The organism is Kitasatospora sp. NPDC058218, assembly GCF_042882445.1.
Classification (GTDB): Bacteria; Actinomycetota; Actinomycetes; order Streptomycetales; family Streptomycetaceae; genus Kitasatospora.
Genome location: NZ_JBHVWC010000040.1, coordinates 1 through 26,533 on the forward strand (window position 1 = coordinate 1; position 26,533 = coordinate 26,533).

A 26,533-nucleotide genomic window follows, 5' to 3' on the forward strand; every position below is an offset into this window, starting at 1 on the left:
CCGCCGGGCCGAGAAGCGCAACGCCCGGGTGGCCGCCGGCGCCGGCGAGCTGCGCCTGCGGCTGGCCGACCGGATCCGCCACGGCCTGGCCGACCCGTCCGCCACCGGCCCCTGGGAGGAGGTCGCCGCCCGGATGGTGGACGCCCAGGCCCCCGGCCTCGCCACCCGCGTCCGCGAGCTCGACACCACCGCCGGGCCCGACCTCCTGGAGGAGTACGCCATGCTCCATCTGCTCGCCACCGCCGCCACCCGGATCGACGACCTGCCCGGCCCGCTCGCCGCCACCGTCCGGGCCCGGGTCGGCTACACCACCGACGCCGCCGAGGTCCTGGCCGGGCCCACCGTCCGCGACCGCTGGTTCGTCCTCGGCAGCCGCACCTCGCCGTCGGAGGGCGGAGCGGACGAACGCCTCACCACCCGCCGTCTCTGGCTGCGCGGAGCCAAGACCGGCCGCCCCGCCCTGCTCCTCGCCTTCGGCCGCCCCGGCCGGGCCCCCGACCTCGCCCTCCCCACCGGCCACCTGCTGGAGGCCGAGCTCGCCTTCCACCCCGGCGCCCGCCCCCTGCGCGCCGCCCTCGGCACCCGCTACGACGCCCCCGGGCCGGGCCCTGCCGCCCCGCCGCCCGGCCTCACCCCCGCCGAGGCCGTCGCCGCCTACGGCGCCGCCGTCGCCGACGACCCCTGGCTCGACGCCTGGCCCACCGTCCTGACCGGCGTCGTCCCCGTCCTCACGCCCGAAGGCTGGCACCTCACCGACGGCCGGCACACGCTCCCGGTCCACCGCGGCGCCACCCCCGAGGCCGCCCTGTGGCGGCTCGCGGCCGTCTCCACCGGCCGCCCCCTCACCGTCTTCGGCGAGCACGGCCACCAGGGCTTCGCCCCGGTCACCGCCTGGAGCGCCGACCACCGCCCGATCGACCTGACCACCCCGTAGGGCCCGCCCGTCCGGGCCCCGGGCGGGCGCGTGACCGGCCCCCGCGCGCGACGCCCGCCCGGCCCCACCCCGGGAGCCGACCGGGAGCGGCCCCGAAGCCGCCTCCCGAGAGCCTCCGCACCGCACCCACCGACCCGCAGGAGCCCCGCGTGCCGCCCACCACCCCGACCCCGGCCGACCCCTGGGAGACCCTCCACACCACCGCCCTCCTCGGCACCGACCGCCGCCCCCTGCCACCCCCCGCCGTCGACGACTCCCCCGCCCACCGGGCCGTCGACCGCACCGACCCGGCCACCGCCCTGCTCGAACTGGCTGCCCTGGAGACCGTCCGCCGCCGCGCCGGCGCCCTCCCGGCCCCCGCCACCGAGGCCGCCACCGCCCTGCTCACCGCCCCGGCTCCCGAGGACCCCCGGGCCGAACTGCCGGCCCCCGCCGCCCGCCGGCTCGCCCTGCTGCTCGGCAGCCGGGGCGCCGGGTCCCCCGGCACCCTCGCCAACCTGACCGAGCTGCTCCCGCAGTGGCTCGCCACGGCCCGCGCCCGGGGCCTGCGCCCGCCCGCCGTCGTCGTCCCGGCCCTGTTGGACGCCGCCCGCGGCCGGACCGAGCTGCGCCCCGACGCGGTGGCGCTGGCCGGCCCCCTGGGCCGCTGGCTCGCCGCCCGCAACCCCGACTGGCGGTTCGTCCTGCGCACCACCGCGGACACCCCGGGCGGTGCACCCGGGCCCGGCGGCACGGCGGCCGCCGCCGGGGACAACCACCTCTGGCACGAGGGCCTCTTCGCCGAGCGCGTCACCCACCTCACCGCGCTGCGCCGCACCGACCCCGCCGCCGGACTCGCCCTGCTCGCGAGCACCTGGCCCACCGAGCGCGCCGAGGACCGGCTGCTCTTCCTCGACGCGCTCCAGGACGGCCTCTCGCTCGCCGACGAACCCTTCCTGGAGGCCGCGCTGGGCGACCGCAGCAAGAACGTCCGGGCCACCGCCGCCGAGCTGCTCTCGACCCTCCCCGGCTCCACCCTCGCCCACCGGATAGCCGAGCGCGCCCGGGCCGCCGTCCGCCTCTCCGAGCGCGGCACGCACCTGCTCGTGACCCCGCCCGCCGAGTGCGACGCCGCGATGCAGCGCGACGGCATACCGCTCAAGTCGCCCACCGGGCGCGGCGAGCGGGCCTGGTGGTTCGGCGAGGTGATCGCCGCCGCGCCGCTGCGCCTCTGGCAGGAGTCCACCGGTCTGACGCCGAGCCGGCTGCTCGGGCTCCGGGTGGGCGACAGCATCGACGAGACCAACAGCAGCTGGGCCGACGACCTGCGCGAGGCCTGGGCCCGGGCCGCCGTCCGCCAGCAGGACGCCGACTGGGCCCGGGCGCTGCTGGGCCCGGCCCCGGCCCCCGCCCCGGGCGGCCGCACCGGCCGCGCCGCCCGCGCCCCCCGGAGCACCGGTGCCCCCGCCAAGCTGCTCTCGGTCCTGCCGCCCCCCGAACGCGCCGCCTGGACGGCCGCGTTCATCGAGGTGCACGGCCTGGGCGAGGCCTTCCAGTTGCTCGGCGCCTGCGCGGCCCCCTGGACGCCGCCGCTGTCCACCGCCGTCGTCGCGGCCCTTGCCCAGGCGGCCGCCTCCGGTGCGTACCCGTGGAGCCACAGCGGGGTGCTCGGCATGACGGAGCGCGCCCTCTCCCCCGGGACGGCCGCCGCCGTCGAGGAGTTGGCGGCCGGGGCCGCTCCCGCCGGCGCCTGGGCCGAGACCTTCGCCCGGCTGGCCGGCACCCTGCGCTTCCGGGAGGCCATGCTCGCCGAACTCGGCGCCTGAGGCGCCCGCCACCGGGAACGGCCGAGCCGGTACGGGACACCCGTACCGGCTCGGCGTAAGGCTCGGCGACAACCCTGGCGACCCGCCCGAAGGCGCGCGCCCAGCAAGCGCGCGGCCCGACAGTGCGTGGGCCCGAAGCCGCGTGCTCAGAAACCGCGTGCTCAGGAAGCCCGCACCCGGCCGAGGACCACCGCCGGAGGGCTCAGCTCGCGGCCCGCAGGTTCGCCTCGACCCAGGCCACCACGTCCCGGGTCGGCGTCCCCGGGGTGAAGATGTCCGCGACGCCCATCGCCTTGAGCTCGACGATGTCCTCCTCCGGGATGATGCCGCCGCAGAAGACCTTGATGTCCTCCGCCTCGCGCTCCCTCAGCAGCTCCAGCACCCGCGCGCAGAGCGTCATGTGCGCCCCGGAGAGGACCGACAGCCCGATGCCGTCCGCGTCCTCCTGGATCGCGGTGTCGACGATCTGCTCGGGCGTCTGGTGCAGGCCGGTGTAGATGACCTCCATCCCGGCGTCACGCAGGGCGCGCGCGATGACCTTGGCGCCGCGGTCGTGACCGTCGAGCCCGGGCTTGGCGACCACCACACGGATCGGCCCTGACACACCCATCACTGCCTCCTGGACTTCGTCGTCCACCACCCCACCGGACCTCGTCGGGCACGGGCGCGGTTAACCAGCAATAACCAACCTGAGGGGAGGTTAGCGTCACCCGGCCGGGCTGACCGTGCCGCCCCTCAAGAGGAGGGCAAAATCACAGCTCCGCCTCTTGCTACCGGTCGGTATACCCCGCCGGATCCGCCCGCAGCGCGCCAACTCCCCTCTTGACATCCGGACTTTTGTCCGGATGTCGGCGTTGCGGCTACAGTCTCGGCTGTTTTCCCCTCGTCTTTCCGCCCGCCCTTCCCCTCGTCCTTCCCCTCGCCCGACGACGTGCCAGAGGCCCACCGAGGAGGCAGCCCCCGATGGCTCCCGACGCAGCCGCCCGCCCGACCCGTGCGGAACTGCGGGTGGCCGCCCGCGAGCAGTCGCGCGCGCAGCGCCGCGGCGCCGCCAAGGCCGCCACCCGGACGGCGCTGCTGCGCGTCGCCCTGCCGTCGGTGGCTGCCCTCGGCGTGGCCGGGGCGGCCGCCGCGACCGTCCAGGGCGAGGCGGACCAGCAGCGCGCACAGGCGGCCGGCCGGGCTCCCGAGCTGGCCGCCGAGGCTCCGGGCAGCGCGCCCGCCAGGGCCGCCGCCCAGCAGGCCCTCGCCGCGGGCGAGGCCGACCAGGCCTCCCGCGGCGACGCCCGCACGCCGCTCTCCGCCACCCAGCCCGTCGACGCGGGAGCCGGCCCGCCCGGGGCCGAGGACGGCCCGGCTCCCGCTCCCGCGCTCCCGAAGGTCTCCCTCCCGGTCGCCCAACGGGGCCTCGGCGAGATGTTCGGCGCGTCCGGTACGCACTGGGCCGCCCGTCACACCGGCATCGACTTCCCCGTCGACGGCGGCACCCAGGTCCTGGCGGTCACCGACGGCACGATCCGCACGCAGTGGAACCCGTCGTACGGCTACATGTCGATACTGAAGATGGCCGACGGCACCGAGGCCTGGTACTGCCACCTGCGGTCGTACAAGATCCGCAAGGGCACCGTGAAGGCGGGCGACGTCATCGCCTTCGTCGGCAGCAGCGGCAACAGCACCGGCCCGCACCTGCACTTCGAGATCCGCCCGGCCGGTGGCGGCGCACCCGTCGACCCGCTGCCGTGGTTCCTCGCCCAGGGCGTCGACCCGCGCTGACCCCGGCCGCGCCGGCACCCGGCCCGGGTGGCGGCGCCACCCGGGCCGGCGCGGGCCGAGGGCCCTACAGCTTCTCCACCGGCGCGTACCGCAGCAGCAGCTGCTTGCGCCCCTCCGTCCCGAAGTCGACCGTGGCCTGCGCCTTCTCCCCGACCCCGGCGGTGGCCACCACGGTGCCCAGGCCGAAGGTGTCGTGGGTGACGCGGTCGCCCACCGCCAGTGCCACGACCTCGCGCTCGACGGCGGCGCCGGAGCGCCGCGCCGACTGCCCCCAGCCCGCCTTCGGCGAGGCCGCCGCCGCCGCGCCGCGCGAGGCGCCCCGGGAGGAGCCGCCCGAACCGGCGGACTTCCCGCCCCAGGACGACCCGGAGGAGTACCCGCGCGAGGCGGGCACCGCCGACGCCCCCGTCCGCTTCCACTCGACCAGCGTGTCCGGGATCTCCTCCAGGAACCGCGAGGCCGGGTTGTACGAGGGCTGCCCCCAGGCGCTGCGCAGCACCGAGCGCGTCAGGTAGAGCCGCTCGCGCGCCCGGGTGAGTCCGACGTACGCGAGCCGCCGCTCCTCCTCCAGCTCCTTGACCTGGTTGAGCGCCCGCATGTGCGGGAAGATGCCGTCCTCCATGCCGGTCAGGAAGACCACCGGGAACTCCAGCCCCTTGGCGGTGTGCAGGGTCATCATCGTGATGACGCCCCGGCCCTCCTCGTCGTCGTCCGGGATCTGGTCGGAGTCCGCGACGAGCGCGACCCGCTCCAGGAAGTCGGGCAGCGAGCCGACCGGCGGTGCGCCGTCCTCGCCCGCGTCGGGCCGCTCGCCCGGGTCCTGCTCGTACTCCAGGGCGACGGAGGCGAGCTCCTGGAGGTTCTCCACCCGCGTCTCGTCCTGCGGGTCCGTGGAGGACTGCAGCTCGGCGAGGTACCCCGTCTCCTCCAGCACCGCCTCCAGCACCGCGGCCGGTCCTGTACCGGACTCGACGACCTGCCGCAGCCCGGCCATCAGCGCGTTGAACTTCTTCACCGCGTTCGCCGAGCGGGCGGCCATCCCGTACGCCTCGTCGACCCGCTGCAGCGCCTGCGCGAAGGAGATCCGCTCGCGCCCGGCGAGCGCGTCGATCATCGCCTCGGCCCGCTCGCCGATCCCGCGCTTGGGCACGTTGAGGATCCGGCGCAGCGGCACGGTGTCCTCCGGGTTGGAGAGCACCCGCAGGTACGCCAGGACGTCCCGGACCTCCTTGCGCTCGTAGAAGCGCACCCCGCCGACCACCTTGTACGGCAGGCCGACCCGGATGAACACCTCCTCGAACACGCGCGACTGGGCGTTGGTCCGGTAGAAGATCGCGACGTCGCCGGGCTTGGCGTCGCCGGCGTCGGTGAGCCGGTCGATCTCGTCGGCGATGAACTGGGCCTCGCCGTGCTCGTCGTCCGCGACGTAGCCGACGACCTTCTCGCCGTGGTCGCCGGCCGTCCAGAGCTTCTTCTCGCGGCGGCTGGTGTTCCGCTCGATGACGGCGTTGGCGGCGCTCAGGATGGTCTGCGTGGAGCGGTAGTTCTGCTCCAGCAGGATGGTGGTCGCGTTCGGGTAGTCCTCCTCGAACTGGAGGATGTTGCGGATCGTCGCGCCGCGGAAGGCGTAGATCGACTGGTCCGCGTCACCGACCACGCACAGCTCGGCCGGCGGCACCTCGGCGAGGCGCCCGGCCGCCGGGTCCACGAAGTCGCCGTCCACGGTGCGCTTCGGCGCGGCCGCGGCGGAGCCCCCGCTGAGCTCCCGCACCAGCATGTACTGGGCGTGGTTGGTGTCCTGGTACTCGTCGACCAGGATGTGCCGGAACCGCCGCCGGTAGTGCTCCGCGACGTCGGGGAACGCCTGGAGCAGGTTCACCGTCGTCATGATGATGTCGTCGAAGTCGAGCGCGTTGGCCTCGCGAAGCCGCCGCTGGTAGAGGAAGTAGGCCTCGGCCAGCTTCTTCTCCATCGGGTTGGCGGCCTGGTCGGCGTACGTCTCCTCGTCGATCAGCTCGTTCTTCAGGTTGCTGACCTTGGCCGTGAAGGACTTCGGCGGGAACTGCTTCGGGTCCAGGTCGAGGTCCCGGCAGACCAGGGACATCAGGCGCTGCGAGTCGGCCGAGTCGTAGATCGAGAACGACGACGTGAAGCCGAGCAGCTTGCTCTCCCGGCGCAGGATCCGCACACAGGCGCTGTGGAAGGTGGAGACCCACATCGCCCGGGCCCTGGGCCCGACCAGCTGCTCGACGCGCTCGCGCATCTCGCCGGCCGCCTTGTTGGTGAAGGTGATCGCCAGGATCTCGCCCGGCTGCACCCCGCGGGCGCCGAGCAGGTGGGCGATCCGGTGGGTCAGCACGCGCGTCTTGCCGGAGCCGGCGCCGGCCACGATGAGCAGCGGCGAGCCGGCGTGCAGCACCGCGTCGCGCTGCGGGTCGTTCATCCCCTCCAGCAGCTGGGCCGGGTCCACCACCGGCCGGGCGGCACCGTTGCGGTAGTAGGCGTCCCGCTCGGCCTGGGCCGCGCCCCCTGGCTCGTGGAAGGCAGTGGTGTGGAAGAGCCCCTCCGGGATCGCCTCCTCGTAGGCGTCGTACGGGACGTCGTCCTCGAACGGCGGCGGCTCCTGGGCCGTCGGGGCGGCGGCGGGCTGCTGCTTCGACCCGGCGGCGGGGGCCTCGAAACCGGGGAGCGGGAGGTCGTCAAAGAGGCTACTCATGGCCCTACGAGTCTATGGCCCCGCACTGACAAGCCCGCCCGGCCGGAAGGATCCGGGCCGGGCGGGAGGCGTCGCGGGGGCCGTCAGACCAGGCGGCGGGCCGTGGCCCACCGGGTCAGCTCGTGCCGGTTGCTCAGCTGGAGCTTGCGCAGCACGGCCGAGACGTGGCTCTCCACCGTCTTCACCGAGATGAACAGCTGCTTCGCGATCTCCTTGTACGCGTAGCCGCGCGCGATCAGCCGCAGCACCTCGCGCTCGCGCTGGGTCAGCCGGTCGAGGTCCTCGTCCACCGGCGGGGTGTCCGTGGCGGCGAAGGCGTCCAGCACGAAGCCGGCCAGCCGCGGCGAGAACACCGCGTCGCCGTCGGCGATCCGGAAGACCGCGTTGACCAGGTCGGTGCCGGTGATCGTCTTGGTGACGTACCCGCGGGCTCCGCCGCGGATCACGCCGATGACGTCCTCGGCGGCGTCGGAGACGGACAGCGCCAGGAACTTCACCTGCTCGCCCATCAGTCCGGCCGAGCGGCGCAGCACCTCGACCCCGCCGCCGCCCGGCAGGTGGACGTCGAGCAGCACCACGTCGGGCCTGGTCTCGGCGACCACGCGGACCGCCGACTCCACGTCGTCGGCCTCACCGACCACGTCGATGCCGGTGACCTCGGTGCGCCCGATCTCGGCGCGCACCCCCGTGCGGAACATCCGGTGGTCGTCGACCAGCACGACCCGCGCGACCCTTCCCCCGCCCTCGGCCGGGGTCCCCCCCGTCGGCGCTGCGTCAGTCATTCGTTCTCTCCATCTCCAGCTCGACCTCGGTGCCGCCGTCCGGCGCGGGCCGCACCCGTGCGGTGCCGCCGTTGCGCTTCATCCGGCCGATGATCGACTCGCGGACACCCATCCGGTCCTCGGGCACCGTGTCGGGGTCGAAGCCGGGGCCGTGGTCGCGTACGAACACCGACACCGTCTTTCCCTCCACCTCGGCGTAGACCTGGACCGGTCCCCCGCCACCGTACTTGGCCGCGTTGACCGTCGCCTCCCTCGCGGCCTGCATCTGCGCGGCGATCCGCTCGTCCATCGGGCAGTCGCCGACCACGACCAGCTCGACCGGGACGCCGTGCCGGTCCTCGACCTCGGCGACCACCGCGCGCAGGCTCTCCGCCATGGTGTCCGGAGCGTCCTCGGCGACCGCCTCCGGGCGGTAGAGCCAGAGCCGCAGCTCACGCTCCTGGGCCCGGGCGAGCCGCAGCACCTCCTTCGGGTCCTCGGCCCGGCGCTGGATCAGGGTCAGGGTGTGCAGCACCGAGTCGTGGACGTGTGCCGCGATCTCGGCCCGCTCCTGGGCGCGGATGCGGGCGGTCCGCTCGGCGCCGAGGTCCTGCCACATCCGCAGCGCGTACGGGCCCACCAGCACCAGGACGCCGGCCAGCACCGCCAGCGAGGCCTCGACCACCGAGCCGAGCGTGGAGCCGCTGCCCTGCATCACGAGGAAGGCGATGGTGCCGGCCACCACCAGCAGCACACCGCCGCCGACCCGGGTGTAGGCACCGCGCCGCTTCTCGCCCTCCTCCAGGCCGAACCAGCGCTGCCAGCGGGAGTCGTCGGCCTGCCGCCAGACCAGCGCGACACCGACGCCGATCGCCAGCAGCGGCCAGGTGTACGGCCGGGCGGTCTGCACGCCGAGCACGCTGAGCAGGGCGATCAGACCGATCACCACCATGACCAGCGCGGCGAGCTGGCCCAGCCCGCCCTGACGGCGGCCGGAGGCGGACCGGGCCGGAGCGCCCTCCCCGCCCGGCTCGGCCGCGGCCGTGGCGGGCTCGCCCTGCAGGGCGTGCTGGAGCAGCTCGCGCAGCCGGCCGATCCAGCCCCGCCGGCCCTTGCTCAGCTCCGCCCCGGAGGCACCGGAGGCCTGCCAGGAGCCGGACGGCACGAAGGCGCCGTTGACGTAGACCCAGTGCGCGCCGCCGCGCTGCGCGGGCTCGCCGATGCCGATCGGCACCACGAACCAGAACGCCGCGTACAGCAGCGCGCCGATCCCCTGCGCGAAGAAGAGCAGTACGAAGGCGACCCGGACCCAGGCGACCGGCAGCCCGAGGTGCACCGCGAGCCCGTGCGCGACGCCGCCGAGCATCCGGCCCTGCGGGCTCCGGTAGAGCCGCCGGTACGGCGGACGCTCGCCGCCGGGCGCGGCCGGGTCGGTGCTCGCCGCCGACGCGGTGTCGGGGGCGAGGGGGCGGGGATCGGTACCGGGTGCTGCCACGGCACCGATGGTTCCACGCGCGCGGGCCCGGGCGCATCAGGGTGGAGCCCCCATCCGTCTCAGGGACAAGTCAGGGTCCGGACAGGGCTCCCACCGGTTGGGCGGGGCCGCGGAAGCCACCAGGATGGTGGGCATGACCGAAGACCACCGCATCCAGGAGACCGGGCCGAGCGCCCCGCCGGCACCGGACCGACCGCCGCTGAACCGCACCGAGCACCACCGCGTGGTGGCCGGTGTCTGCGGCGGCCTGGGCCGGCACCTGGACATCGACCCGGTGGTGTTCCGGGTGGTGACGGTCGTGCTCTGCCTCTCCGGCGGCCTCGGTCTGTTCCTGTACGGGCTGGCCTGGCTGATCATCCCGACCGAGCCGGTCCCCGACGGCCGGGGCGGCGGCGGGGCGGGGCGCACCGAGCTCCAGCGGGTGCTCACCGGCCGGGTGGACGGCCAGTCGATCGGCGCGGTGCTGCTGACCGTGATCGGCACCGGCGTCTTCTTCGCCTCGATGGGCGACGGGGACACGCTGTTCCCGATGCTGCTGCTCGGGGCCCTGGTCTTCCTGGCGGTCCGCTACGACCCGGAGCGGCGCCACGGCGGTCGGCTGCGGGGGCGCCGGCGCGGCCGGGAGCGGCGGCCCGGCCCGTACGACCGGTGGTTCCCCGAGTCGGAGCCGTCGGCCGTCGACCACTCCTGGCCGGGCACGGACGCGGACGAGCGGGCCCGCGAGCGGCACGCCCGGGAACGGGCGGCCGGCACGGTGCCGACCGACACCCCGCACGCCGGCCCGAGCGGCTACCTGTGGGACCCCCGCCACCCCGAGCGCAACCCGTACGGCGCAACCGCCACCCCGCCGCCCGGCGGGCCGGCGCAGCCGTGGTGGCAGCGCACCGACCTGCCCGAGGGCGACCCGCTGCGCAAGGGCGGCCCGGCCGGCCGGCCGCCGCGGCCGGTGGTGGTGCGCCACCGGCACGAGCGCTCGCCGCTCGGCCTGATCGGGCTGCTCCTGGCGGTCGGCGCGGCCAGCGCGGTCTGGACGGCCTCCGCCCACGGCGACACCAAGGTGGTGACCGGCACGGTGCTGGCCACCGCGCTGCTGGTCGTCGGGCTGACCCTGCTGGTCGCCGCCAAGTTCGGCCGGGCCCGCAAGCTGGTCGTGCCGGGCCTGCTGATCACCCTGGTGCTGGCGTTCTCGGGCGGCTCGTCGTTCTCGGTCCAGAACGCGCTCGGCGACCGCGACTGGACCGTGGTCGCGGCGGGCGACCTGGACGACCGGTACACGCTCGGACTCGGCGACGCCAAGCTGGACCTCACCGGGCTCGACCCGGCCGGGGACACCCTGCGGACCACCGTCGAGGTCGGCGCCGGGCAGCTGACCGTCCTGGTGCCGGCGGACGTGACGGTGAACCTGGAGACCAGGGTCGGGCTGGGCAACGTCAAGGTGCCCGGGGCGGACGAGGTCAGCGGCAACAGCTCCCGCAGCTTCCAGCTGCACCCCGTGAACGGTCAGGCATCCAAGGGCACGCTCGACCTCAGGCTGATGGTCGGGCTCGGCGACATCAAGGTGGTCCAGTCGTGAGGAAGCACCAGCTCGATCTGTTCTCGCTGATCGCGGGCGGGCTGTTCACCGTGATCGCGGTGCTCTACCTGGTGGCGGCGCTGAACGACATCTCCGTGAACGGCCGGATCGTCATCCCGGTGACCTTCATCGTGCTCGGCGTCGGCGGGCTGGCCGGGGCGGTCGCGGCGGCGGTGCGGCGCGACCGCCCGGACCCGCAGGACCAGGACGCGCCCTGACGGCCGGGCGCCCCCGGCGCCCCGCTCAGCTCTGCAGCGGGCCGAGGTTCAGCTTGTCGCCGTCCTTGGTGACGCCGTACCTCGGCAGCGGCTTGGTGGCCGGGCCGTTGACCACCGCGCCGGTGGCCGCGTCGAACCGGGAGCCGTGGCACGGGCAGTACAGCTGACCGTTCTTCGGCGCGTCGACCGCGCAGCCGGAGTGCGTGCAGGCCGAGGAGAACGCGCAGTACTGGCCGGCCTTGGGCTGGACGATGTAGACCGCGTCGCCGGTGGCCGGGTCCTTGACCTGGGCCGAGCCGCCGACCGGGACGCTCGCGGCGTCCACCGAGACGGCCGGCCCGGCGGGCGCCGGCGCGGCCGACGGCCCGACGGCCTTCCCGTCCCGCCCGAAGGTGGCGGTCAGCGAGCCGGTGAGCAGCCCCGCGCCGCCGATCGCGACGGCCGCGATCCCGCCGTCCACCAGCGCCCGCCGCCGGACGTGCTGCTCGCGCAGCCCGCGCTCACGGTCCCGGGCGGCCCGCTTGGCCAGGTAGCCGTCCAGCGAGAGGTACGGGGTGCCGGCCAGCACCAGCGGGGTCCAGGCCATCAGGTAGACGAGGTCGTTGCCGAGGTAGTACGGCGAGACGTTCCAGCTGACGGTCAGCCAGAGGCTGAGGTTGATCAGCGCACCGCCGACGGCCGCGACCCGGCCCCAGAGGCCGAGCAGGGTGCCGAGGCCGACCGCCAGCTCGCCGAAGGCGATGGCGAGCGCGAACAGGGTCGGCGCGTCGAGCGCGGCGCCGAGCAGGAACGAGATCGGGCTGGAGCCCTTGGCGGCCTGGGTCTGCGAGACGAAGGACGCCGGGTCGCCCGCGCCGGCCAGGTAGTGGGTGTCGGCGAGCTTGTCCAGCGCCGCGTAGACGAAGGTGACGCCCAGGAAGATCCGCAGCGGCAGCAGCGCGTACCGGGAGGCGGCCGCCTTGCGCAGGGCCAGCCGCTCGACCCTGCCGCCGCTCGCCGCCGCGCCGGTCGCCGTGGAGTCGCCGCCTGCCGTGGAGTTGTTGGTCGCCACGGAGCTGCTGGCCTCCGACATCCCTCACACCTTCCTTCACGGCCCGCCATCACCTGACAGGTCCGGTCCGCATTCTGCACGCTCGTGAGCGCTTTCGGTGGGAGATCCCACCCGATGGGCGCCCGGCGCCCCGGTCGTCCACCGCGAACGGCCGCGCCGCCGCTCCCTTGTATACGGGAACGACGGCGCGGCCGTTCAATGCCGGTTCAGCGCCGGCGGGGAGTGCCTACTCCCACTCGATGGTGCCCGGCGGCTTGCTGGTGCAGTCCAGCACCACGCGGTTCACGTCGGGGACCTCGTTGGTGATCCGGGTGGAGATCTTCGCCAGCACGTCGTACGGCAGGCGCGACCAGTCGGCCGTCATGGCGTCCTCGGAGGAGACCGGGCGCAGCACGATCGGGTGGCCGTACGTCCGGCCGTCGCCCTGGACGCCGACGCTGCGGACGTCCGCGAGCAGCACCACCGGGCACTGCCAGATCTCCCGGTCCAGACCGGCCGCGGTCAGCTCCTCGCGGGCGATCGCGTCGGCCTCGCGGAGCAGGTCGAGACGCTCCTTGGTGACCTCGCCGACGATCCGGATGCCCAGGCCCGGGCCCGGGAACGGCTGGCGCTGGACGATCTCCTCCGGCAGGCCGAGCTCCTGGCCGACCATCCGGACCTCGTCCTTGAACAGCTTGCGCAGCGGCTCGACCAGCTGGAACTGCAGGTCCTCGGGCAGACCGCCGACGTTGTGGTGGGACTTGATGTTGGCGGTGCCGGTGCCGCCGCCGGACTCCACCACGTCCGGGTACAGGGTGCCCTGGACCAGGAAGTCCACGGACTCGCCGTGCTCGCCGGCCTCGGCCACGATCTCGGCCTGCGCCTGCTCGAAGACCCGGATGAACTCCCGGCCGATGATCTTGCGCTTCTCCTCCGGGTCGCTGACGCCCTTCAGCGCGTTCAGGAAGCGCTCCTGCGCGTCGACGACCTTCAGCTGCACGCCGGTGGCCGCGACGAAGTCCTTCTCGACCTGCTCGGTCTCGCCCTTGCGCATCAGGCCGTGGTCGACGTAGACGCAGGTCAGCTTGGTGCCGATGGCCTTGTTGACCAGGGCCGCCGCGACCGCGGAGTCCACGCCGCCGGAGAGGCCGCAGATGGCGCGCTTGTCGCCGACCTGGGCGCGGATCAGCGCGACCTGCTCGTCGACCACGTTGCCGGTGGTCCAGGTCGGCGCGATGCCGGCGCCGCGGTAGAGGAAGTGCTCCAGGATCTGCTGACCGTGGTCGGAGTGCAGCACCTCGGGGTGGTACTGCACGCCGTAGAGGCGGGCCTCGTCGTTCTCGAAGGCCGCGACCGGCACCACGTCGGTGGAGGCGGTGACGGTGAAGCCCTCGGGCGCGGCGGAGCAGGCGTCGCCGTGCGACATCCACACCGAGTGCTGCGCCGGGACGCCCTCGAACAGGGTCGAGCCGGTGCGGGAGACGACCAGCGGGGTGCGGCCGTACTCGCGGGCGCCGCTGTTGTCGACGGTGCCGCCGAGCGTCTTGGCCATCAGCTGGAAGCCGTAGCACATGCCGAAGACCGGCACGCCGGCCTCGAAGATCGCGCGGTCGAGCTGCGGCGCGCCCTGCTCGTAGACCGACGAGGGGCCGCCGGAGAGGATGATCGCCTTCGGGTTCTTGGCGAGCATCTCGGCGACCGGCATGCTGCTCGGCACGATCTCGCTGTAGACCCGGGCCTCACGCACCCGACGGGCGATGAGCTGGGCGTACTGGGCGCCGAAGTCGACCACCAGAACGGTGTCGGTCTCAGGCACGGACTGGTCGGGAATAGCAGAGGACACGGACGGCCTTCCGGCAGCGGTATCTAGAGGTGTCGCGGAGCACGCCCCCCGAGAGGGCGGCGGCGGGCGACGGGCGGGGGTCTGGGCACGAGTCTACCGGGCTGGCCGGTTTCACTCGTCTGCACGTCCAAGAGGCCGTGACCGGCCGGGCGGCCGCTTCGTTGGATCTGACGACCGCACGACCGCGCCGCGCCTGCCAGGTGCGCCGCCTCCGCCCCGGCAGGGGCGCCGCCGTGCGGGCTTGCAGGACCACGCGTGGAGCTCATCCCAGTCCACCGGCGCGCGTGGCGCCGCCGCTGTCCCGGCCCCGCCGGGAGCGGTGCGCCGTGGGACCGTGCGCGGGTGCAGCGGCCGGCCAGCAGGGGACAGCGACCCCGGCCGCGACTGGACCCAAGGAGGTGGGGCGGCCGGCCCCGGGGACGCCCGGGCACCGGCCGCCGCACCCCGGCGCGACCCGGGCGCACACCTTTCACCGTCCCGCTCCGCTACGCGCGTCCCCGTGCGCTCCGGCGCCACCACTACGCACGGTGATCATCGGTAGCGCCCGCCGCCTGGCCTCCCGGCGGCCGCCGAGCCGGTCCGCAGCGAGCTCCAGGCGCCGGCCGGGCCGAAAATGGACTGTGCCGAATCGTGCCGAATCGGTTGCAGAGCAAGCCCTTCGTCCAGCACGATGCTGCTTGGAAGAGGTTCTCCCGGTGGCCGAAGGCCCACTGCGGGGTGCCGCCCCGTTGCCACCGAGACCCGCGATGGCAACGATTATCACCTCACGCTCCGTGAGCGAAAGCTCGGCGCAGGCATGCGCGCCGGCCCGCCCCGCCGCGTGTGGACGCGCCACGCGCGACCGGCCCACCTCATGCCGGCGCCGCGACGGCGCCACCCAGAAGCCATTCGACGCGACGGCGCTCCTCCCCCGGCGCCGTCACCCCAGCACCGGCGCAGCCCTGACGCCGCGTGCTGAGCGACAAAGGGCCCCGTTCCCCCACGGGGCCCTTTGCCCTGTTCGGGGCCGGTCCGGGCCGCGCGGCCGAGCCGGCCGGCACACGGGTGAGGGGCGCGGGCCGAAGGCCGCGCGCCCCTCGGCCGCTACTGCTGCTTGCGCCAGACGCTCGGGTCGACCGGGTCGTCCTCACCCGGCGGCCGCGCGGCGGGCACCCTCCCCCAGCCTTCGGCCGGGGGGACCCCCACCGCCGGGCGCGGCGGCGGCTCCTCGTACGAGCCGATCACCTCGCTCACCCCCGACGGCACCCCCGACGGCCCGGAGGGCTCCGGCGCGGCCCCGGCCTCCCGCGGCGCGCGGCCCGGGGAAGGCGCCCCCTGGTACGACACGTCCTGCGGCGCCGCCCCGGGCGGGCCGACCTCCCGGCCCCCGCGCGCGGCCGCCAGCAGCGGCGGCACCGCCAGCGCACCGACCGCCGCCCAGATCACATTGGCCGCCAGCAGGGTGGCGAAGACCAGGCCGACCGAGTACGCGTGGCCGAGCTCCCGCTGGCGACCGAAGTACGACGTGGTCGAGCTGGTCGAGAGCACCGCGCCGGCGATCGCCATCAGCAGGCTGAGCCCCGCCGCGTACACCACCGCCAGCCGCAGCCGGTCGGCCGCGTCCAGCCGGCGCCGGTACGCCGTCCACCCGAGGAAGGCCACCGCGGCCAGCGCGAGCAGACCGGTCCACCGCCAGTCGGCGCTCTCGCCGTGCAGGTCGAAGAAGGAGAACTCGTCGCCGCCGGGCGCGCCGGACTCCCAGTCCGGGGCGGCGGAGGGGCCGCTCTCGCCGCTCGTCGACCTGAGCGTCGCCCCCGAACCCAGGCCGAGCAGCAACAGGCCGACGTTCGGCAGGACGGCCAGCGAGGCGCCCGCCTGCCCCTCCTCGCCCTGGACGGAGATCAGCACGAAGCCGACCAGCGCGGCGAGGCCGACCGTCATCGCCAGCGCACGGCCGGCCGCCAGCGCGGCCACCGCCCAGCCGCGCACCGCGCGGTTGCGCCAGGCCGCCCAGCGCAGCGCGTCCGTGCCGTGCACGGTGAACGCCAGCAGTCCGGCGAGCAGCGCCGTCCAGCCGACGGCCTGGAGCCAGCCGGCGTCGGCCGAGTAGCTCACCCCGCCGTACGGGTCGCCGGAGTCGTCCACGCCGAACCCGACCCCGCCGGCCGGGGACCCGGGCCGCCAGGTGGTCCCGCAGACGAGGCCGATCAGCAGGGTCACCGCCGCCGCGGCCACCGCGGTGCGCAGCGCCTCACCGGCCGCCTGCCGCCTGGTCGGCTGTTCACCGGTACGGGCCTGCCGGCGGCGCGCGCCGGCCCGCAGGCCGAGCCAGAGCGCGAACAGCCAGAGCGCGGTGACCGTCATCGGCACCGCCCGCACGAGCGCCTCCCCGCCGCCGTCCGAGTACCGGCCCCCGCCGGAGAAGCCCAGCTCGAACGGTGCGCCGAGGGCGGCCAGGGCCAGCGCCAGCGCGCCGCCGAACCGCTTGCCGAAGGACGGCGCCTCGAAGAGGTAGAAGAAGGTGTAGTCGTCCGGGACCGCCGCGATCAGCGCCGCCAGGAACAGCACCGCGGTCGGCGCGATCATCACCTTGAACGCCGGCCGCCAGTCCTCGCCGGTGAGCCCGCGCAGGACGGCCGGGCGGGCGGCGGCCGGGTCGTAGGGCCGGCCGGCGCCCCAACCGCCCACCGCCGGCGGCGCGAAGACGGGCGGCGGCGGGGCCGTCACCGGCACGACGGGCGGGCCGGGCGGGGCGGGCGGCGGATAGGCGGCCCCGGAGGGCGGCGCCGAGGTCGGAGCGGGCGGGGGCGGCGGCGTGAGCGGCCGCCCGCAGGAGGCGCAGGCGAGCGCCCCTTCCCCCGAAGCCGCGCCGCACGATGCGCAGATGGCCATGGACCGAGATCCCCCCGTGAACGGTGCTCCCTGGTCCCCCCAGGGAGCCCGTTTATCCCATCGTGCCCGGACGGCTGTCAACCGGCCCCGGCCACGGCCCCCCGCGGCACCGGGCAGGACCTCAGGAGGCCGTTCCACCAAGCTTCTTGGGCACCTTCGGCACGGCCAGCAGCGGCAGCCGCAGCGCGCCGAAGGCCTCCGCCGGCACCGCCGGACGCACCGGCGCCACCGCCTCGACCCGCCGGTACGCCTCGCCCGGGGCCGGGCGGCCGTCCGCCTCGCCCTTGTTGGGCCACATCGACATGGCCCGCTCGGCCTGCGCGGTGATCGTCAGCGAGGGGTTCACCCCGAGGTTGGCGGAGACCGCCGAACCGTCCACCACGCTGATCCCGGGGTGGCCGTGGAGCCGGTGGTACGGGTCGACCACACCGGTCTGCGCGGAGTCGCCGATCGGGCAGCCGCCGAGGAAGTGGGCGGTCATCGGGATGTCGAAGATCTCGCCGACGGTGCTGCCCGCGAAGCCGTTGATCTCGTCGGCCAGCGCCTGGGCGCCCTGCTCGGCCGCCGGGATCCAGCTCGGGTTGGGCGCGCCGTGGCCCTGGGTGGAGGTCAGCTGGCCCTTGCCGAGGCCCTTGGTCTTCAGCGAGACGGTGATCGAGTTGTCCAGCGACTGCATCACCAGGCCGATGATGGTCTTCTCCGACCAGCGGTGCTGGTTCATCGACCGGGCGAAGGTCACCGGGTGCCGGGCCGCCGTCCCCAGGTAGCGCAGCCAGCGGGGCCCCTTGCCACCGCCCTTGACCTGCATGATCGACAGCGCGCCCATGGCGTTGGAGCCCTTGCCGTAGCGCACCGGCTCGATGTGGGTGTTCGCGTCCGGGTGGATCGAGGAGGTGATCGCGACGCCCTTGGTGAAGTCCGCCCGGCTGCCGTAGCGCCGGTCGGTGGTCTGCGCGCCGACCAGCGCCTCGGAGTTCGTCCGGGTCAGCTCGCCGAGCCGGCCGGAGATCCGCGGCAGGTGACCGCGGTCGCGCATCCGGTGCAGCAGCGACTGGGTGCCGTAGGTGCCGGCCGCGACCACCACCCGGGCGGCGGTGATCGTCCGGGCCCCCGCCTTCACCGGGTCGGTCGTGGAGCGGGCGTCGGTCCGGCGGACGTCCACCGCGAAGCCCTCCCCGTGCTCGCGGATCCGGGCCACCGTGGTGAGCGGGTGGATCTCGGCGCCGCCGCGCTCGGCCAGGTACAGGTAGTTCTCGGTCAGCATGTTCTTCGCGCCGTGCCGGCAGCCGGTCATGCACTCGCCGCACTCCACGCAGGCCCGCCGCGCCGGGCCGGCGCCGCCGAAGTACGGGTCGGCGATCTCCTCGCCGGGCGCCGCCTTGGCCGTCCGGTCGGCGTCCTTCCCGTCGCCGAAGAAGACCCCGACCGGCGCCAGGTGGAAGGTGTCCCCGACGCCCATCTTCTCGGCCGCCGCGCGCAGATGGACGTCGGACGGGGTGACGGTCGGGTTGAGCCGCACCCCGAGCATCCGCTGCGCCTGGTCGTAGAAGGGCGCCAACTCCTCCTGCCAGTCGGTGATGTGGCGCCACTGGCGGTCCTCGAAGAAGGCCTTCGGCGGCACGTACAGGGTGTTGGCGTAGTTCAGCGAGCCGCCACCGACCCCGGCGCCGGCCAGGATCATCACATTGGCCAGCAGGTGGATCCGCTGGATGCCGTACAGGCCGAGCCTGGGCGCCCACAGGTACTTGGCCAGGTCCCAGGAGTTCTTGGGCAGTTCGTCGCGCTCGAAGCGCCGCCCGGCCTCCAGGACGGCGACCCGGTACCCCTTCTCGGTCAGCCGCAGCGCGGAGACCGAACCACCGAAGCCCGAGCCGATCACGACCACGTCGTAGTCGAAGTCCGCCTCGTCGCGGGACCCCACCATGTGCCACTGCTCCTTCGGGAAACGAACGGACGTCAGGGCCGGTCCGGCCGGCCCTGACGGACGGACCGGGCTACTTGAACCGCAGTGCCTTCAGCACCCGCAGCCCGCCGGTGAACACCACGGCGAACTGCCGGTCGTCCAGGCCGAAGGCGGGCGCGAGCGGCATCACCCGCTGGCTGGCGATGGTCTGCGCCTCGGTGTACCGCAGGATGCCCTCGGCGCCGTGCCGCCGGCCGAGCCCCGACTCGCCCATGCCGCCCATCGGCGAGCCGACCGAGCCGTACGCCGCCGCGTAGGCCTCGTTGACGTTGACCGTGCCGGTGCGCAGGCGGGCCGCGATCGCCCGGCCGCGCCGCAGGTCCTTCGTCCAGACGCTGGAGTTGAGGCCGTACGGCGTGGCGTTGGCGGTGGTCACCGCCTCGTCCTCGGTGTCGAAGCGGTACACCGAGACGACCGGTCCGAAGGTCTCCTCGGTGCAGACCGCCATCTCCGGGGTGACGCCGTCCAGGATGGTCGGCTCGTGGAAGAACGGACCGAGGTCCGGCCGGGCGCGGCCGCCGGCCACCACGGTGGCGCCGGCCTTGACCGCCTCCTCCACGTGCCGGGTGGTGGCGTCCAACTGCCGCACGGAGACCAGCGATCCCATGTCAGCGCCGTAGGCGAGGCCACCGCCGAGGCGCAGCGCGCGGGTCCGCTCGGCGAACTTCGCCAGGAACTCGTCGGCCACCGCGCGGTGCACCAGCAGCCGCTCGATCGAGATGCAGAGCTGGCCGGCGGAGGAGAAGCAGGCCCGGACGGCACCCTCGGCGGCCCGGTCGAGGTCGGCGTCGGCGAGCACCAGCATGGCGTTCTTGCCGCCGAGTTCGAGCGAGGCCCCGACCAGCCGGGCGGCGGCGCGCTGGGCAACCTCGCGGCCGGTGCGGGTGGAGCCGGTGAACGAGACGTAGTCGGCGTGCTCGACCACGGCCGGTCCGACCACCGGGCCGTCGCCGATCACGATCTGCCAGAGGTCGGCCGGCAGCCCGGCCTCGATCAGCAGCTCGCGGGCCCAGAGCGCGGTCAACGCGGTCTGCGTGTCCGGCTTGTTGACCACCGCGTTGCCGGCCACGAAGGCGGGCAGCGCGTCGCCGATGGACAGCTCCAGCGGGTAGTTCCAGGGTGAGATGTGCCCGATCACGCCCTTGGGGCGGCGGGCCTCGACCGCCCGGGTGAGCAGCGGCAGGGCTCCGCCGTGCCGCTTGTCGCGCAGGTAGCCGTGCGCGGCGCGCCCGTAGTGCCGGGCCGCCATCGCGACGGACAGCACCTCCTCGAAGGCGTGCAGCCGGGCCTTGCCGGTCTCGGCCTGGATGAGGTCCAGCACCTCGTCCTGGCGCTTGAGCAGCAGGTCGTGGAAGCGCAGCAGGACGGCGGCGCGGCGGCGCACCGGCAGCGCGGCCCAGGCCGGCTGGGCGCGCCGGGCCAGCTCGTAGGCGACCTCGACGTCGGCCGGGGTCGAGCGCGGCAGACCGGCCAGCCGCTCACCGGTCAGCGGGGCGACGGTCTCCACCAGGTCCGGCTCGCCGGTCGCGGTGACCCCGCCGGCCAGGCGGGCGACCAGGGAGGGCGGAACGGCCGCGGCGACGGTGCGGCCGCCGCCGGGGGCGGCGGGGTTGCGGTCCGCGGCGCCGGCGCCGGGCTGCCCGGAGACCGTGGCATCTGCTGTGAGGTCCGTCATGGGGCGCAGCCTAGGCGCTCGACGGCCGGTTCGGTACCCGTCGGTAACAAGAAACTGTCGGTGTCGGAGTGAAGCCCCCGGCCATCCACCCCGCCCGCCGGGCCGACGGGCGGGCGGGCTCAGCGGGTCGGGGTGAAGTCCTTGAGCACGGCGTTGAACCGCTGCTCCCCCTCCGGCCAGTCCTTGTCCGTGTCCGGGCTGGACAGGTAGATGGCGTAGCCCGTGCCGTCGGCGTCGATGAACTCCGCCTCTATGGCCCGCCGCCGGCCGCCCTCCTTGGCCGCGTAGCTGAACTCCCAGACTGCCGCGTCGTGGCCGTTCACCAGGACGCTGGTCAGCTTGTGCTGGCGGTACTCCTTCAGCTTGGAGACGGTGGTCTCCATCTGCCGCAGGTGCTCCAGCGGCTTGACCGACTGCCCGACGGTGACGGCGAACTGCAGGTAGTGCGTCTTGTTGTCCGGGCTGTAGAAGATCTGGTTCGCGGTGTCGGTGGTGCGCTGCCAGGCCGGCGTCGCCACCGGCAGGGGGAAGCGGAAGCCCGCCGGGTCGTTCACCCACTGGTAGCCGGTGGGCGGGGGGCCGGTGGCGCCGGACTCGGTGGGCTGCGGCGTCCCGGAGGTGGTCGGGGTGGGCCCGGGCAGCGGGGTCCCCCGATCGCGGGTCGCCAGGAAGGTCGCCCCGGCGGCCACCACGGCGACGGCCAGCACGATCGCGGCGATCCGCAGCACACCCCGGCGGGCGGCCGGGCCGCGCGCGGGCGAAACAGAGTGCACTCCGGGCGCCAGTGGAGCGGAGTGCGCCCCCGGCGCCCCCGGGAACGCCCGTGCCCCGTCGCCGACCACCCCGTCGAGTTCCGCCGGCCCCGCACCCGCGTTCCCGACGCCCCCGGCGGCCCGCGCCGGAGGCTGCGGCACGGTCGGCCCCTCGGACTCCCCGGCCGGAGCCGGCCCCGACGGCGCGTCGGTCCGGTCGACCACCGGCACCGACTGGGTCGGCGCCTTGACCGGCGCGACGGGCTTGAAGCCCATCGTGTGCCCGGCCTTCACCTCGGCCAGCATCCGGGCCGCCTCGTCCGCGCTCGGCCGCTCCGCCGGGTCCTTGGCCATCAGCGCGGCCAGGACCGGCCCCAGCGCCCCGGCCCGCCGCGGCTCCGGCAGCGGCTCGCCGACCACCGCGGCCAGCGTGGTCAGCGGCGAGGTCCGGCGGAACGGCGACTCGCCCTCCACCGCCGCGTACATCGTCGCCCCGAGGCCCCACAGGTCGGAGGCCGGGCCCGGCCGCTCGCCCTGTGCGCGCTCCGGCGCCAGGTAGTCCGGTGAGCCCACCAGGTCGCCCGGCCGGGTCAGTTCGGCCGAGCCCTCGTACGTCGCGATGCCGAAGTCCAGCAGCACCACCCGCCCGGTGCCGCGCTCCAGCAGGACGTTGGCCGGCTTCACGTCCCGGTGCAGCACGCCCAGCTGGTGACCGCGGTGCAGCGCGGCCAGCACCTGGCTGCCGACCTCGGCGACGGCACGCGGCTGGAGGGTGCCGTCCTGGCTGATCACATCGGCCAGCGAGCGGCCGTCGACCAGCTCCATCACGATCCACGGCCGGCCGTCGTGCTCCAGCACGTCATGGACGGTGATCACCCCGGGGTGCTTGATCCGGGCGGCCGCGCTGGCCTCGCGCTTCATCCGGGCGTGCAGGATCTGCAGCTCCTCCTCGGGGAGGTGGCTGACGGTCAGCTCCTTGACCGCGACCTCGCGGTCCAGCATCCGGTCCCAGGCCCGCCAGACCGTGCCCATGCCGCCCCGGCCGAGCCGGTCGCCCAGCTCGTAGCGCCCGGCCAGCAGCCGCTCCCCCTCGGCCGCCTCCGGCCGGTCCTGCACGCCCATCGGCGACCGCTCCCCCTCCTCCACCTGCCGTCACCGCGACGGAGGGCCCGGTACAGACCACTTTTCGAACAGATCTCACGCACACCCTAGGCGCACCGCGCGGGCCCCGATAACCTCCCCCGTGCGCGGGAGAGTCGGCAACGGCCCGGCGGGCACCGTCAGCCTGCGAACATCACCACGGCTGCCACCCCGAGCACAAGCAGCAGGAACACCCCGCCGACCAGGACCGGGCCCAACAGGGCCGGCGGCAGCAGCGGCGCCCGGGCCGGCAGCGCCCCGGCGTCCGCCGCCACCGCCTCCGGGGACGGAGCGCCGCGGCCGCGCCGACGCGGGCTCAGCGGCACCAGCGGGCCCTCCGGGCGCAGCGTGAGCGCCCGTGCCGCGCGCTCCTCGTCGGCCGGCTCCGGGGCCCCCGCGAGCAGGTCCGCCAGCTCCCGCCGGATCCCCGCCGCCGCCGGCCGCAGCGCCGGATCGGGCTGCAGCAGCCGCTCGACCAGCGGCGCCAGCGGACCGCACACCGTCGACGGCTCCCGCCGGCCGTCCCGCACCGCCGTCACCAGCTCCGGCACCCCCTGGTCGGGGTAGGGCGAGCGGCCCGTCACCAGCCGGTGCAGCAGCACGCCGAGCGCCCAGCAGTCGCCCGCCGGGCCGCCGTCCAGCGGCCAGCGCTCCGCCACCGGGCCGACCAGGGTGGCCCGGACCTCGTACCGGCGGCGTCCGCCGGGCCCGCCCAGCTCCTCGGCCAGCGCCTCCTCGGCCACCCCGGGGAGCAGTCCGCCCAGCAGTGCCGCGCCGTCCTCGCAGACCAGGACCGACGCGACGGTCAGATTGCCGTGCGTGAGCCCGGCGTCGTGCAACACCCGCAGCGCGCCGGCCAGGTCCGCCGCCAACTCGGCCGCCCGGTACGGCGCGATCGGCCCGGCCGCGGTCAGGTCGGCCAGCAGCACTCCGGCCGGCCGCTCCTCGACCGTCCAGAGCAGCTCACCCTCGACGAACGCGCCGACGCCCTGCAGCAGCCTCGGGTGCACGGGCGCGGTCGAGCCCGCCTCGGCCACCCGGCGGACCAACCGCTCGCCCTGCTCGGGGACCGGCTCGTCCGGGTCGTGACCGCTCGTCAGCAGAGCGGGCAGCTCCAGGGCGCGCAGGAGGACGGTGGCCCCCGTCCGCTCGTCCACGGCGAACGCGCGCAGCGCCTCCGGACGGTCCGTCAGTCGGTAACGCCCCGCCAATACCTGACCCGGACCCGCTCGCATGCGTGTTCCTCTCGCTCACCGCCCAGCCTAGGCCCTGCCCCGTCGATCCTCGCCGGGTGCGCGGCGACCGGCCGAACGGGGGCCCGCCGACGGCCGCATTAGGCTCGGTCCCATGGACTGGACCGATCTGATCGACGCGGCCTTCGACGTGGCCGGCAACAGCAACCGTGACAACCGGGCCGAAGCCCTGCGCACCGTCGAGGCGAACGTCGTGCCCGACGAGAGGCCGGTCGCCTCCACGGCGGGGCGCCACCCGGACCACTTCCGCAAGGGCGTGCTGGTCCTCACCACGCAGCGGCTGCTCTTCCTCAAGGACGGCAAGCCGCCCGTCCCGGTTCCGCTCTCCGCCGTGACGGACGCGACCGTCGCGAAGACCAGGCTGAACGGCGAGGTGCTGCTGGTGGTCGCGCTCACCGGCTCGCACCGGTTCGAGGACGTGGTCAAGGCCGAGGTGTTCGCGGAGCAGGTCCGGGCCGCCGCCCGGCTGGTGCGCGACGCCTCGGCCGAGCCCCGGGTCGCGCCCGCGGCGCCGGCCGCCTCCGGCGCCGAGCTGTTGGACCAGCTGGAGCGGCTGGCGGCCCTGCACGCCGCGGGGGCGCTCACCGACGAGGAGTTCGGCCGCGCCAAGCAGCGCCTGATCGGCTGACGCCCGGCGGCCGGGCCCCTCGGCCGGGCCCCGCCGCCGCCTCCTGCGGCCCGAGCCGCCCTACGGCGCGGGCTGGAAGGTGTCGAAGGCGACCTGGCGGGCCTGCGCGTTCGCCGGCGCGCTCCAGTCCGCGTCCTGCATGGTCCAGTAGATCGCGTACCCGTACTTGGCCGGCGTGCCGGTGACGAAGCCCCGGTTGAGCGAGTGCGTCCGGGGAGTGCCGTTGGTCCACTCCCAGTCGGCGGCGTTGGTCCACTCCCGGTAGGTGACGGCCTGCAGCTGCACCCGCTGGTAGTTGCTGACCTGGCCGCGCAGCCCGGGCTCGGACTCCTGCCAGTCGGCGACGGCGCTCTGGCCCGGGGTGGTGGTCCACTCGACCTTCAGGGTGCTGCCGTTGCCCTTGAAGACGCGGCGGTTGGACTCCGAGCCGGCGGGCTGCAGCCAGTCCGGCAGGACGATCGAGAAGCCGGTCGGGTCCTTGTACTCGTGGAACCCGGCGGGCACCGGCGCGCCGGTCGCCGCCGGGGCGGGCGGCGCGGCCGGGGGCTGGGTCACGGGTGCGGCGACGGGCTGGGTCGAGGGCGCGGCGGCCGGGGTGGTCTCGGCCGGACCGACCCCGCCACCGACCGGGGCCGTCGCCGCACCCGACGGCGTGGCCGGGGAGGTGCCCGGTCCCGCGGTGCCGACCGCCGAGGTGCCGACCGCCCCCGGGGAGGTGGCGCCCGCGCCGTCGGCCGCCCCGCCGTCGGCGTCGCCGAAGGCCCGCACCATCGCCACCACTCCGGCGATCAGCAGCAGCACCACCACCACGGTGACCACGGCCAGCCGCCGCCGGCCCTTGCGCGGGTCGGCACCGGCGGCCTGGGTCGCCCCCAGGGTCCACTCACTGGTCACCGGCCGGATCGGATCGGTCGCGGGTGCGGCGGCGGCCTCGGTGCCGGCGGCCCCGGCCACCGGCTTCGCGGTCTCCTCGGCGGGCTTGGCGTCCTTGGCGCGGCTCCCCACCCGGACGGTCCCGAGCAGCCCGCCGACCGTGCGCCGGCCGGCGCCCCCGCCCGCGGGCTTCTCCTCGGCGCCGCCCTCGGCCTCGTCGGCCGCGCGCTCCCGGTCGGCCCCGGCGGCCGGCTTCACCGGCATCGCGTGCTCGGTGGTCGACTCCGCCCGGGTGGTGGCCTCGGCCACCACCCGCTTGAGCAGCGAGCGGGTCTGCGAGGCGTCCAGCCGCTCGGCCGGGTCCTTCGCCAGCAGCCCCTCGATGACCGGCCGCAGCGGACCGGCGTTCAGCGGCGCGCCGAGCTCCTCGGTCATCACCGCCGTCAGGGTGGCGAGCGCCGAGCCCCGGTCGTACGGCGGCCGGCCCTCGACCATCGCGTACAGCGTGCCGCCCAGCGACCAGAGGTCGGCCGGCGGTCCGGGCTTCTGCCCGCGGGCCCGCTCCGGGGATATGTACGAGGGAGCGCCGACCAGCATGCCGGTGGAGGTCACCGAGGCGTCCCCCTCCACGCTGGCGATGCCGAAGTCGGTGAGCACCACCCGGCCGTCCTCGCCGATCAGCACGTTGGACGGCTTGACGTCACGGTGCAGGATGCCGTGCGCGTGGGCGGCGACGAGCACGCCCAGCACGTCCAGCGCGATCTCGGCCGCCCGGCCGGGCGACAGCGGCCCGTCCTCCTTGATCACGTCCGCCAGCGAGCGGGACTCGACCAGCTCCATGACGATCCACGGCCGGTCGTCCTCCTCGACCACGTCGAAGACGGTGACGGCCGAGCTGTGCCGGATCCGGGCCGTCGCCTTGGCCTCGCGCAGCGTCCGGACGATCAGCCGGTGCTTCTCGTCCTCGTCGACGCTGCCGTTCATCCGCAGTTCCTTGACCGCGACGATCCGGCCCAGCATCTCGTCCTCGGCACGCCAGACGGTGCCCATGCCGCCGCGCCCGAGCACCGCGTCCAGCCGGTAGCGTCCGGCCAGGAGGCGGCCGGTGGAACCCTGCGCCTGGGTCATTCGGAACGTTCCCCCATGTGCTGCTGGCGGTCGAGGTGACGGCGCGTCGGCCCGGCGCGGGCCCGAACGCCAAGCCTCCATCATCCCCTGTCCCGGGGGCCC

18 protein-coding genes and 1 pseudogene are annotated in these 26,533 nt (G+C 75.2%); 6 read left to right on the forward strand and 13 right to left on the reverse strand.

What is annotated here, in order from left to right; translation table 11 throughout:
• On the forward strand, positions 1-934 hold a 934-nt coding region (locus tag ACFVYI_RS24380; protein WP_387889106.1), incomplete at its 5' end, for an SWIM zinc finger family protein.
• A gap of 149 nt (positions 935-1,083) precedes the next feature.
• Entirely contained in the window at positions 1,084-2,739 is a 1,656-nt protein-coding gene (locus ACFVYI_RS24385; RefSeq protein ID WP_387889109.1) for a DUF5691 domain-containing protein, read from the forward strand.
• Positions 2,740-2,941: 202 nt separating this feature from the next.
• Here ACFVYI_RS24385 and ACFVYI_RS24390 read toward each other — a convergent pair whose 3' ends face one another.
• Positions 2,942-3,349, reverse strand: a complete 408-nt coding sequence (locus tag ACFVYI_RS24390) for a cobalamin B12-binding domain-containing protein (RefSeq protein WP_329492132.1) — start codon at positions 3,347-3,349, stop codon at positions 2,942-2,944.
• 353 nt (positions 3,350-3,702) lie between these two features.
• On the opposite strand from ACFVYI_RS24390, the gene ACFVYI_RS24395 reads away from it, so the two are divergent.
• Entirely contained in the window at positions 3,703-4,512 is an 810-nt protein-coding gene (locus ACFVYI_RS24395; protein ID WP_387889111.1) for a M23 family metallopeptidase, read from the forward strand.
• Between the two features lie 64 nt (positions 4,513-4,576).
• Here ACFVYI_RS24395 and pcrA read toward each other — a convergent pair whose 3' ends face one another.
• The 3 genes from pcrA to ACFVYI_RS24410 all read right to left on the reverse strand — a co-directional run bounded on the left by pcrA (position 4,577) and on the right by ACFVYI_RS24410 (position 9,484).
• On the reverse strand, positions 4,577-7,228 hold the full coding sequence (pcrA, locus tag ACFVYI_RS24400) for a DNA helicase PcrA (RefSeq protein ID WP_387889113.1): 2,652 nt from the start codon (positions 7,226-7,228) through the stop codon (positions 4,577-4,579).
• A gap of 83 nt (positions 7,229-7,311) precedes the next feature.
• Entirely contained in the window at positions 7,312-8,010 is a 699-nt protein-coding gene (locus tag ACFVYI_RS24405; protein WP_329488057.1) for a response regulator transcription factor, read from the reverse strand.
• A complete protein-coding gene (locus ACFVYI_RS24410; RefSeq protein ID WP_387889116.1) occupies positions 8,003-9,484 on the reverse strand; it encodes a PspC domain-containing protein in 1,482 nt (493 codons plus the stop codon). The genes ACFVYI_RS24405 and ACFVYI_RS24410 overlap by 8 nt, the downstream gene beginning before the upstream one ends.
• 133 nt (positions 9,485-9,617) lie before the next feature.
• Here ACFVYI_RS24410 and ACFVYI_RS24415 point away from each other — a divergent pair, with 133 nt between their 5' ends.
• Together ACFVYI_RS24415 and ACFVYI_RS24420 are read left to right on the forward strand one after the other, a co-directional pair.
• Positions 9,618-11,057, forward strand: coding sequence for a PspC domain-containing protein (locus ACFVYI_RS24415; protein ID WP_387889118.1), 1,440 nt, complete (start codon positions 9,618-9,620; stop codon positions 11,055-11,057).
• Positions 11,054-11,275, forward strand: a complete 222-nt coding sequence (locus ACFVYI_RS24420) for a hypothetical protein (RefSeq protein ID WP_387889119.1) — start codon at positions 11,054-11,056, stop codon at positions 11,273-11,275. Before ACFVYI_RS24415 ends, ACFVYI_RS24420 begins: the two co-directional genes overlap by 4 nt.
• A 25-nt stretch (positions 11,276-11,300) precedes the next feature.
• Here the strand turns inward: ACFVYI_RS24420 and ACFVYI_RS24425 are convergent, their stop codons facing one another.
• The 8 genes and pseudogenes from ACFVYI_RS24425 to ACFVYI_RS24460 all read right to left on the reverse strand — a co-directional run bounded on the left by ACFVYI_RS24425 (position 11,301) and on the right by ACFVYI_RS24460 (position 23,784).
• Entirely contained in the window at positions 11,301-11,735 is a 435-nt protein-coding gene (locus tag ACFVYI_RS24425; protein WP_387889236.1) for a ubiquinol-cytochrome c reductase iron-sulfur subunit, read from the reverse strand.
• Between the two features lie 48 nt (positions 11,736-11,783).
• Positions 11,784-12,347 (reverse strand): annotated as a pseudogene (locus tag ACFVYI_RS24430) (DoxX family membrane protein); the annotation flags it as partial.
• Positions 12,348-12,552: 205 nt separating this feature from the next.
• Positions 12,553-14,121: a glutamine-hydrolyzing GMP synthase gene (gene guaA, locus ACFVYI_RS24435; protein ID WP_387889121.1), complete on the reverse strand. Its 1,569-nt coding sequence runs from the start codon at positions 14,119-14,121 to the stop codon at positions 12,553-12,555.
• Between the two features lie 1,110 nt (positions 14,122-15,231).
• A complete protein-coding gene (locus tag ACFVYI_RS24440; RefSeq protein WP_387889123.1) occupies positions 15,232-17,019 on the reverse strand; it encodes a hypothetical protein in 1,788 nt (595 codons plus the stop codon).
• Between the two features lie 121 nt (positions 17,020-17,140).
• Positions 17,141-18,943, reverse strand: coding sequence for a GMC oxidoreductase (locus ACFVYI_RS24445; protein ID WP_387889125.1), 1,803 nt, complete (start codon positions 18,941-18,943; stop codon positions 17,141-17,143).
• A 70-nt stretch (positions 18,944-19,013) separates the two neighbouring features.
• The gene (locus ACFVYI_RS24450) at positions 19,014-20,657 is read right to left on the reverse strand and encodes a succinic semialdehyde dehydrogenase (protein ID WP_387889127.1); all 1,644 of its coding nucleotides are present in this window, start codon (positions 20,655-20,657) and stop codon (positions 19,014-19,016) included.
• Between the two features lie 119 nt (positions 20,658-20,776).
• Positions 20,777-22,531, reverse strand: coding sequence for a serine/threonine-protein kinase (locus tag ACFVYI_RS24455; RefSeq protein ID WP_387889129.1), 1,755 nt, complete (start codon positions 22,529-22,531; stop codon positions 20,777-20,779).
• A gap of 158 nt (positions 22,532-22,689) precedes the next feature.
• Entirely contained in the window at positions 22,690-23,784 is a 1,095-nt protein-coding gene (locus ACFVYI_RS24460) for a hypothetical protein (RefSeq protein ID WP_387889131.1), read from the reverse strand.
• A gap of 112 nt (positions 23,785-23,896) precedes the next feature.
• Here ACFVYI_RS24460 and ACFVYI_RS24465 point away from each other — a divergent pair, with 112 nt between their 5' ends.
• The gene (locus ACFVYI_RS24465) at positions 23,897-24,430 is read left to right on the forward strand and encodes an SHOCT domain-containing protein (protein ID WP_387889133.1); all 534 of its coding nucleotides are present in this window, start codon (positions 23,897-23,899) and stop codon (positions 24,428-24,430) included.
• Between the two features lie 60 nt (positions 24,431-24,490).
• Here ACFVYI_RS24465 and ACFVYI_RS24470 read toward each other — a convergent pair whose 3' ends face one another.
• Positions 24,491-26,431, reverse strand: a complete 1,941-nt coding sequence (locus ACFVYI_RS24470) for a serine/threonine-protein kinase (RefSeq protein ID WP_387889136.1) — start codon at positions 26,429-26,431, stop codon at positions 24,491-24,493.
• Between the last annotated feature and the right edge of the window lie 102 nt (positions 26,432-26,533).

Coding starts and splice junctions, on each gene's coding strand:
- ACFVYI_RS24390 (WP_329492132.1), bottom strand. CDS start 3,349: ATGGGTGTGTCAGGGCCGATCCGTGTGGTGGTCGCCAAGCCCGGGCTC.
- ACFVYI_RS24395 (WP_387889111.1), top strand. CDS start 3,703: ATGGCTCCCGACGCAGCCGCCCGCCCGACCCGTGCGGAACTGCGGGTG.
- pcrA (WP_387889113.1), bottom strand. CDS start 7,228: ATGAGTAGCCTCTTTGACGACCTCCCGCTCCCCGGTTTCGAGGCCCCC.
- ACFVYI_RS24405 (WP_329488057.1), bottom strand. CDS start 8,010: ATGACTGACGCAGCGCCGACGGGGGGGACCCCGGCCGAGGGCGGGGGA.
- ACFVYI_RS24415 (WP_387889118.1), top strand. CDS start 9,618: ATGACCGAAGACCACCGCATCCAGGAGACCGGGCCGAGCGCCCCGCCG.
- ACFVYI_RS24440 (WP_387889123.1), bottom strand. CDS start 17,019: ATGGCCATCTGCGCATCGTGCGGCGCGGCTTCGGGGGAAGGGGCGCTC.
- ACFVYI_RS24445 (WP_387889125.1), bottom strand. CDS start 18,943: ATGGTGGGGTCCCGCGACGAGGCGGACTTCGACTACGACGTGGTCGTG.
- ACFVYI_RS24450 (WP_387889127.1), bottom strand. CDS start 20,657: ATGACGGACCTCACAGCAGATGCCACGGTCTCCGGGCAGCCCGGCGCC.
- ACFVYI_RS24455 (WP_387889129.1), bottom strand. CDS start 22,531: ATGGGCGTGCAGGACCGGCCGGAGGCGGCCGAGGGGGAGCGGCTGCTG.
- ACFVYI_RS24460 (WP_387889131.1), bottom strand. CDS start 23,784: ATGCGAGCGGGTCCGGGTCAGGTATTGGCGGGGCGTTACCGACTGACG.
- ACFVYI_RS24465 (WP_387889133.1), top strand. CDS start 23,897: ATGGACTGGACCGATCTGATCGACGCGGCCTTCGACGTGGCCGGCAAC.
- ACFVYI_RS24470 (WP_387889136.1), bottom strand. CDS start 26,431: ATGACCCAGGCGCAGGGTTCCACCGGCCGCCTCCTGGCCGGACGCTAC.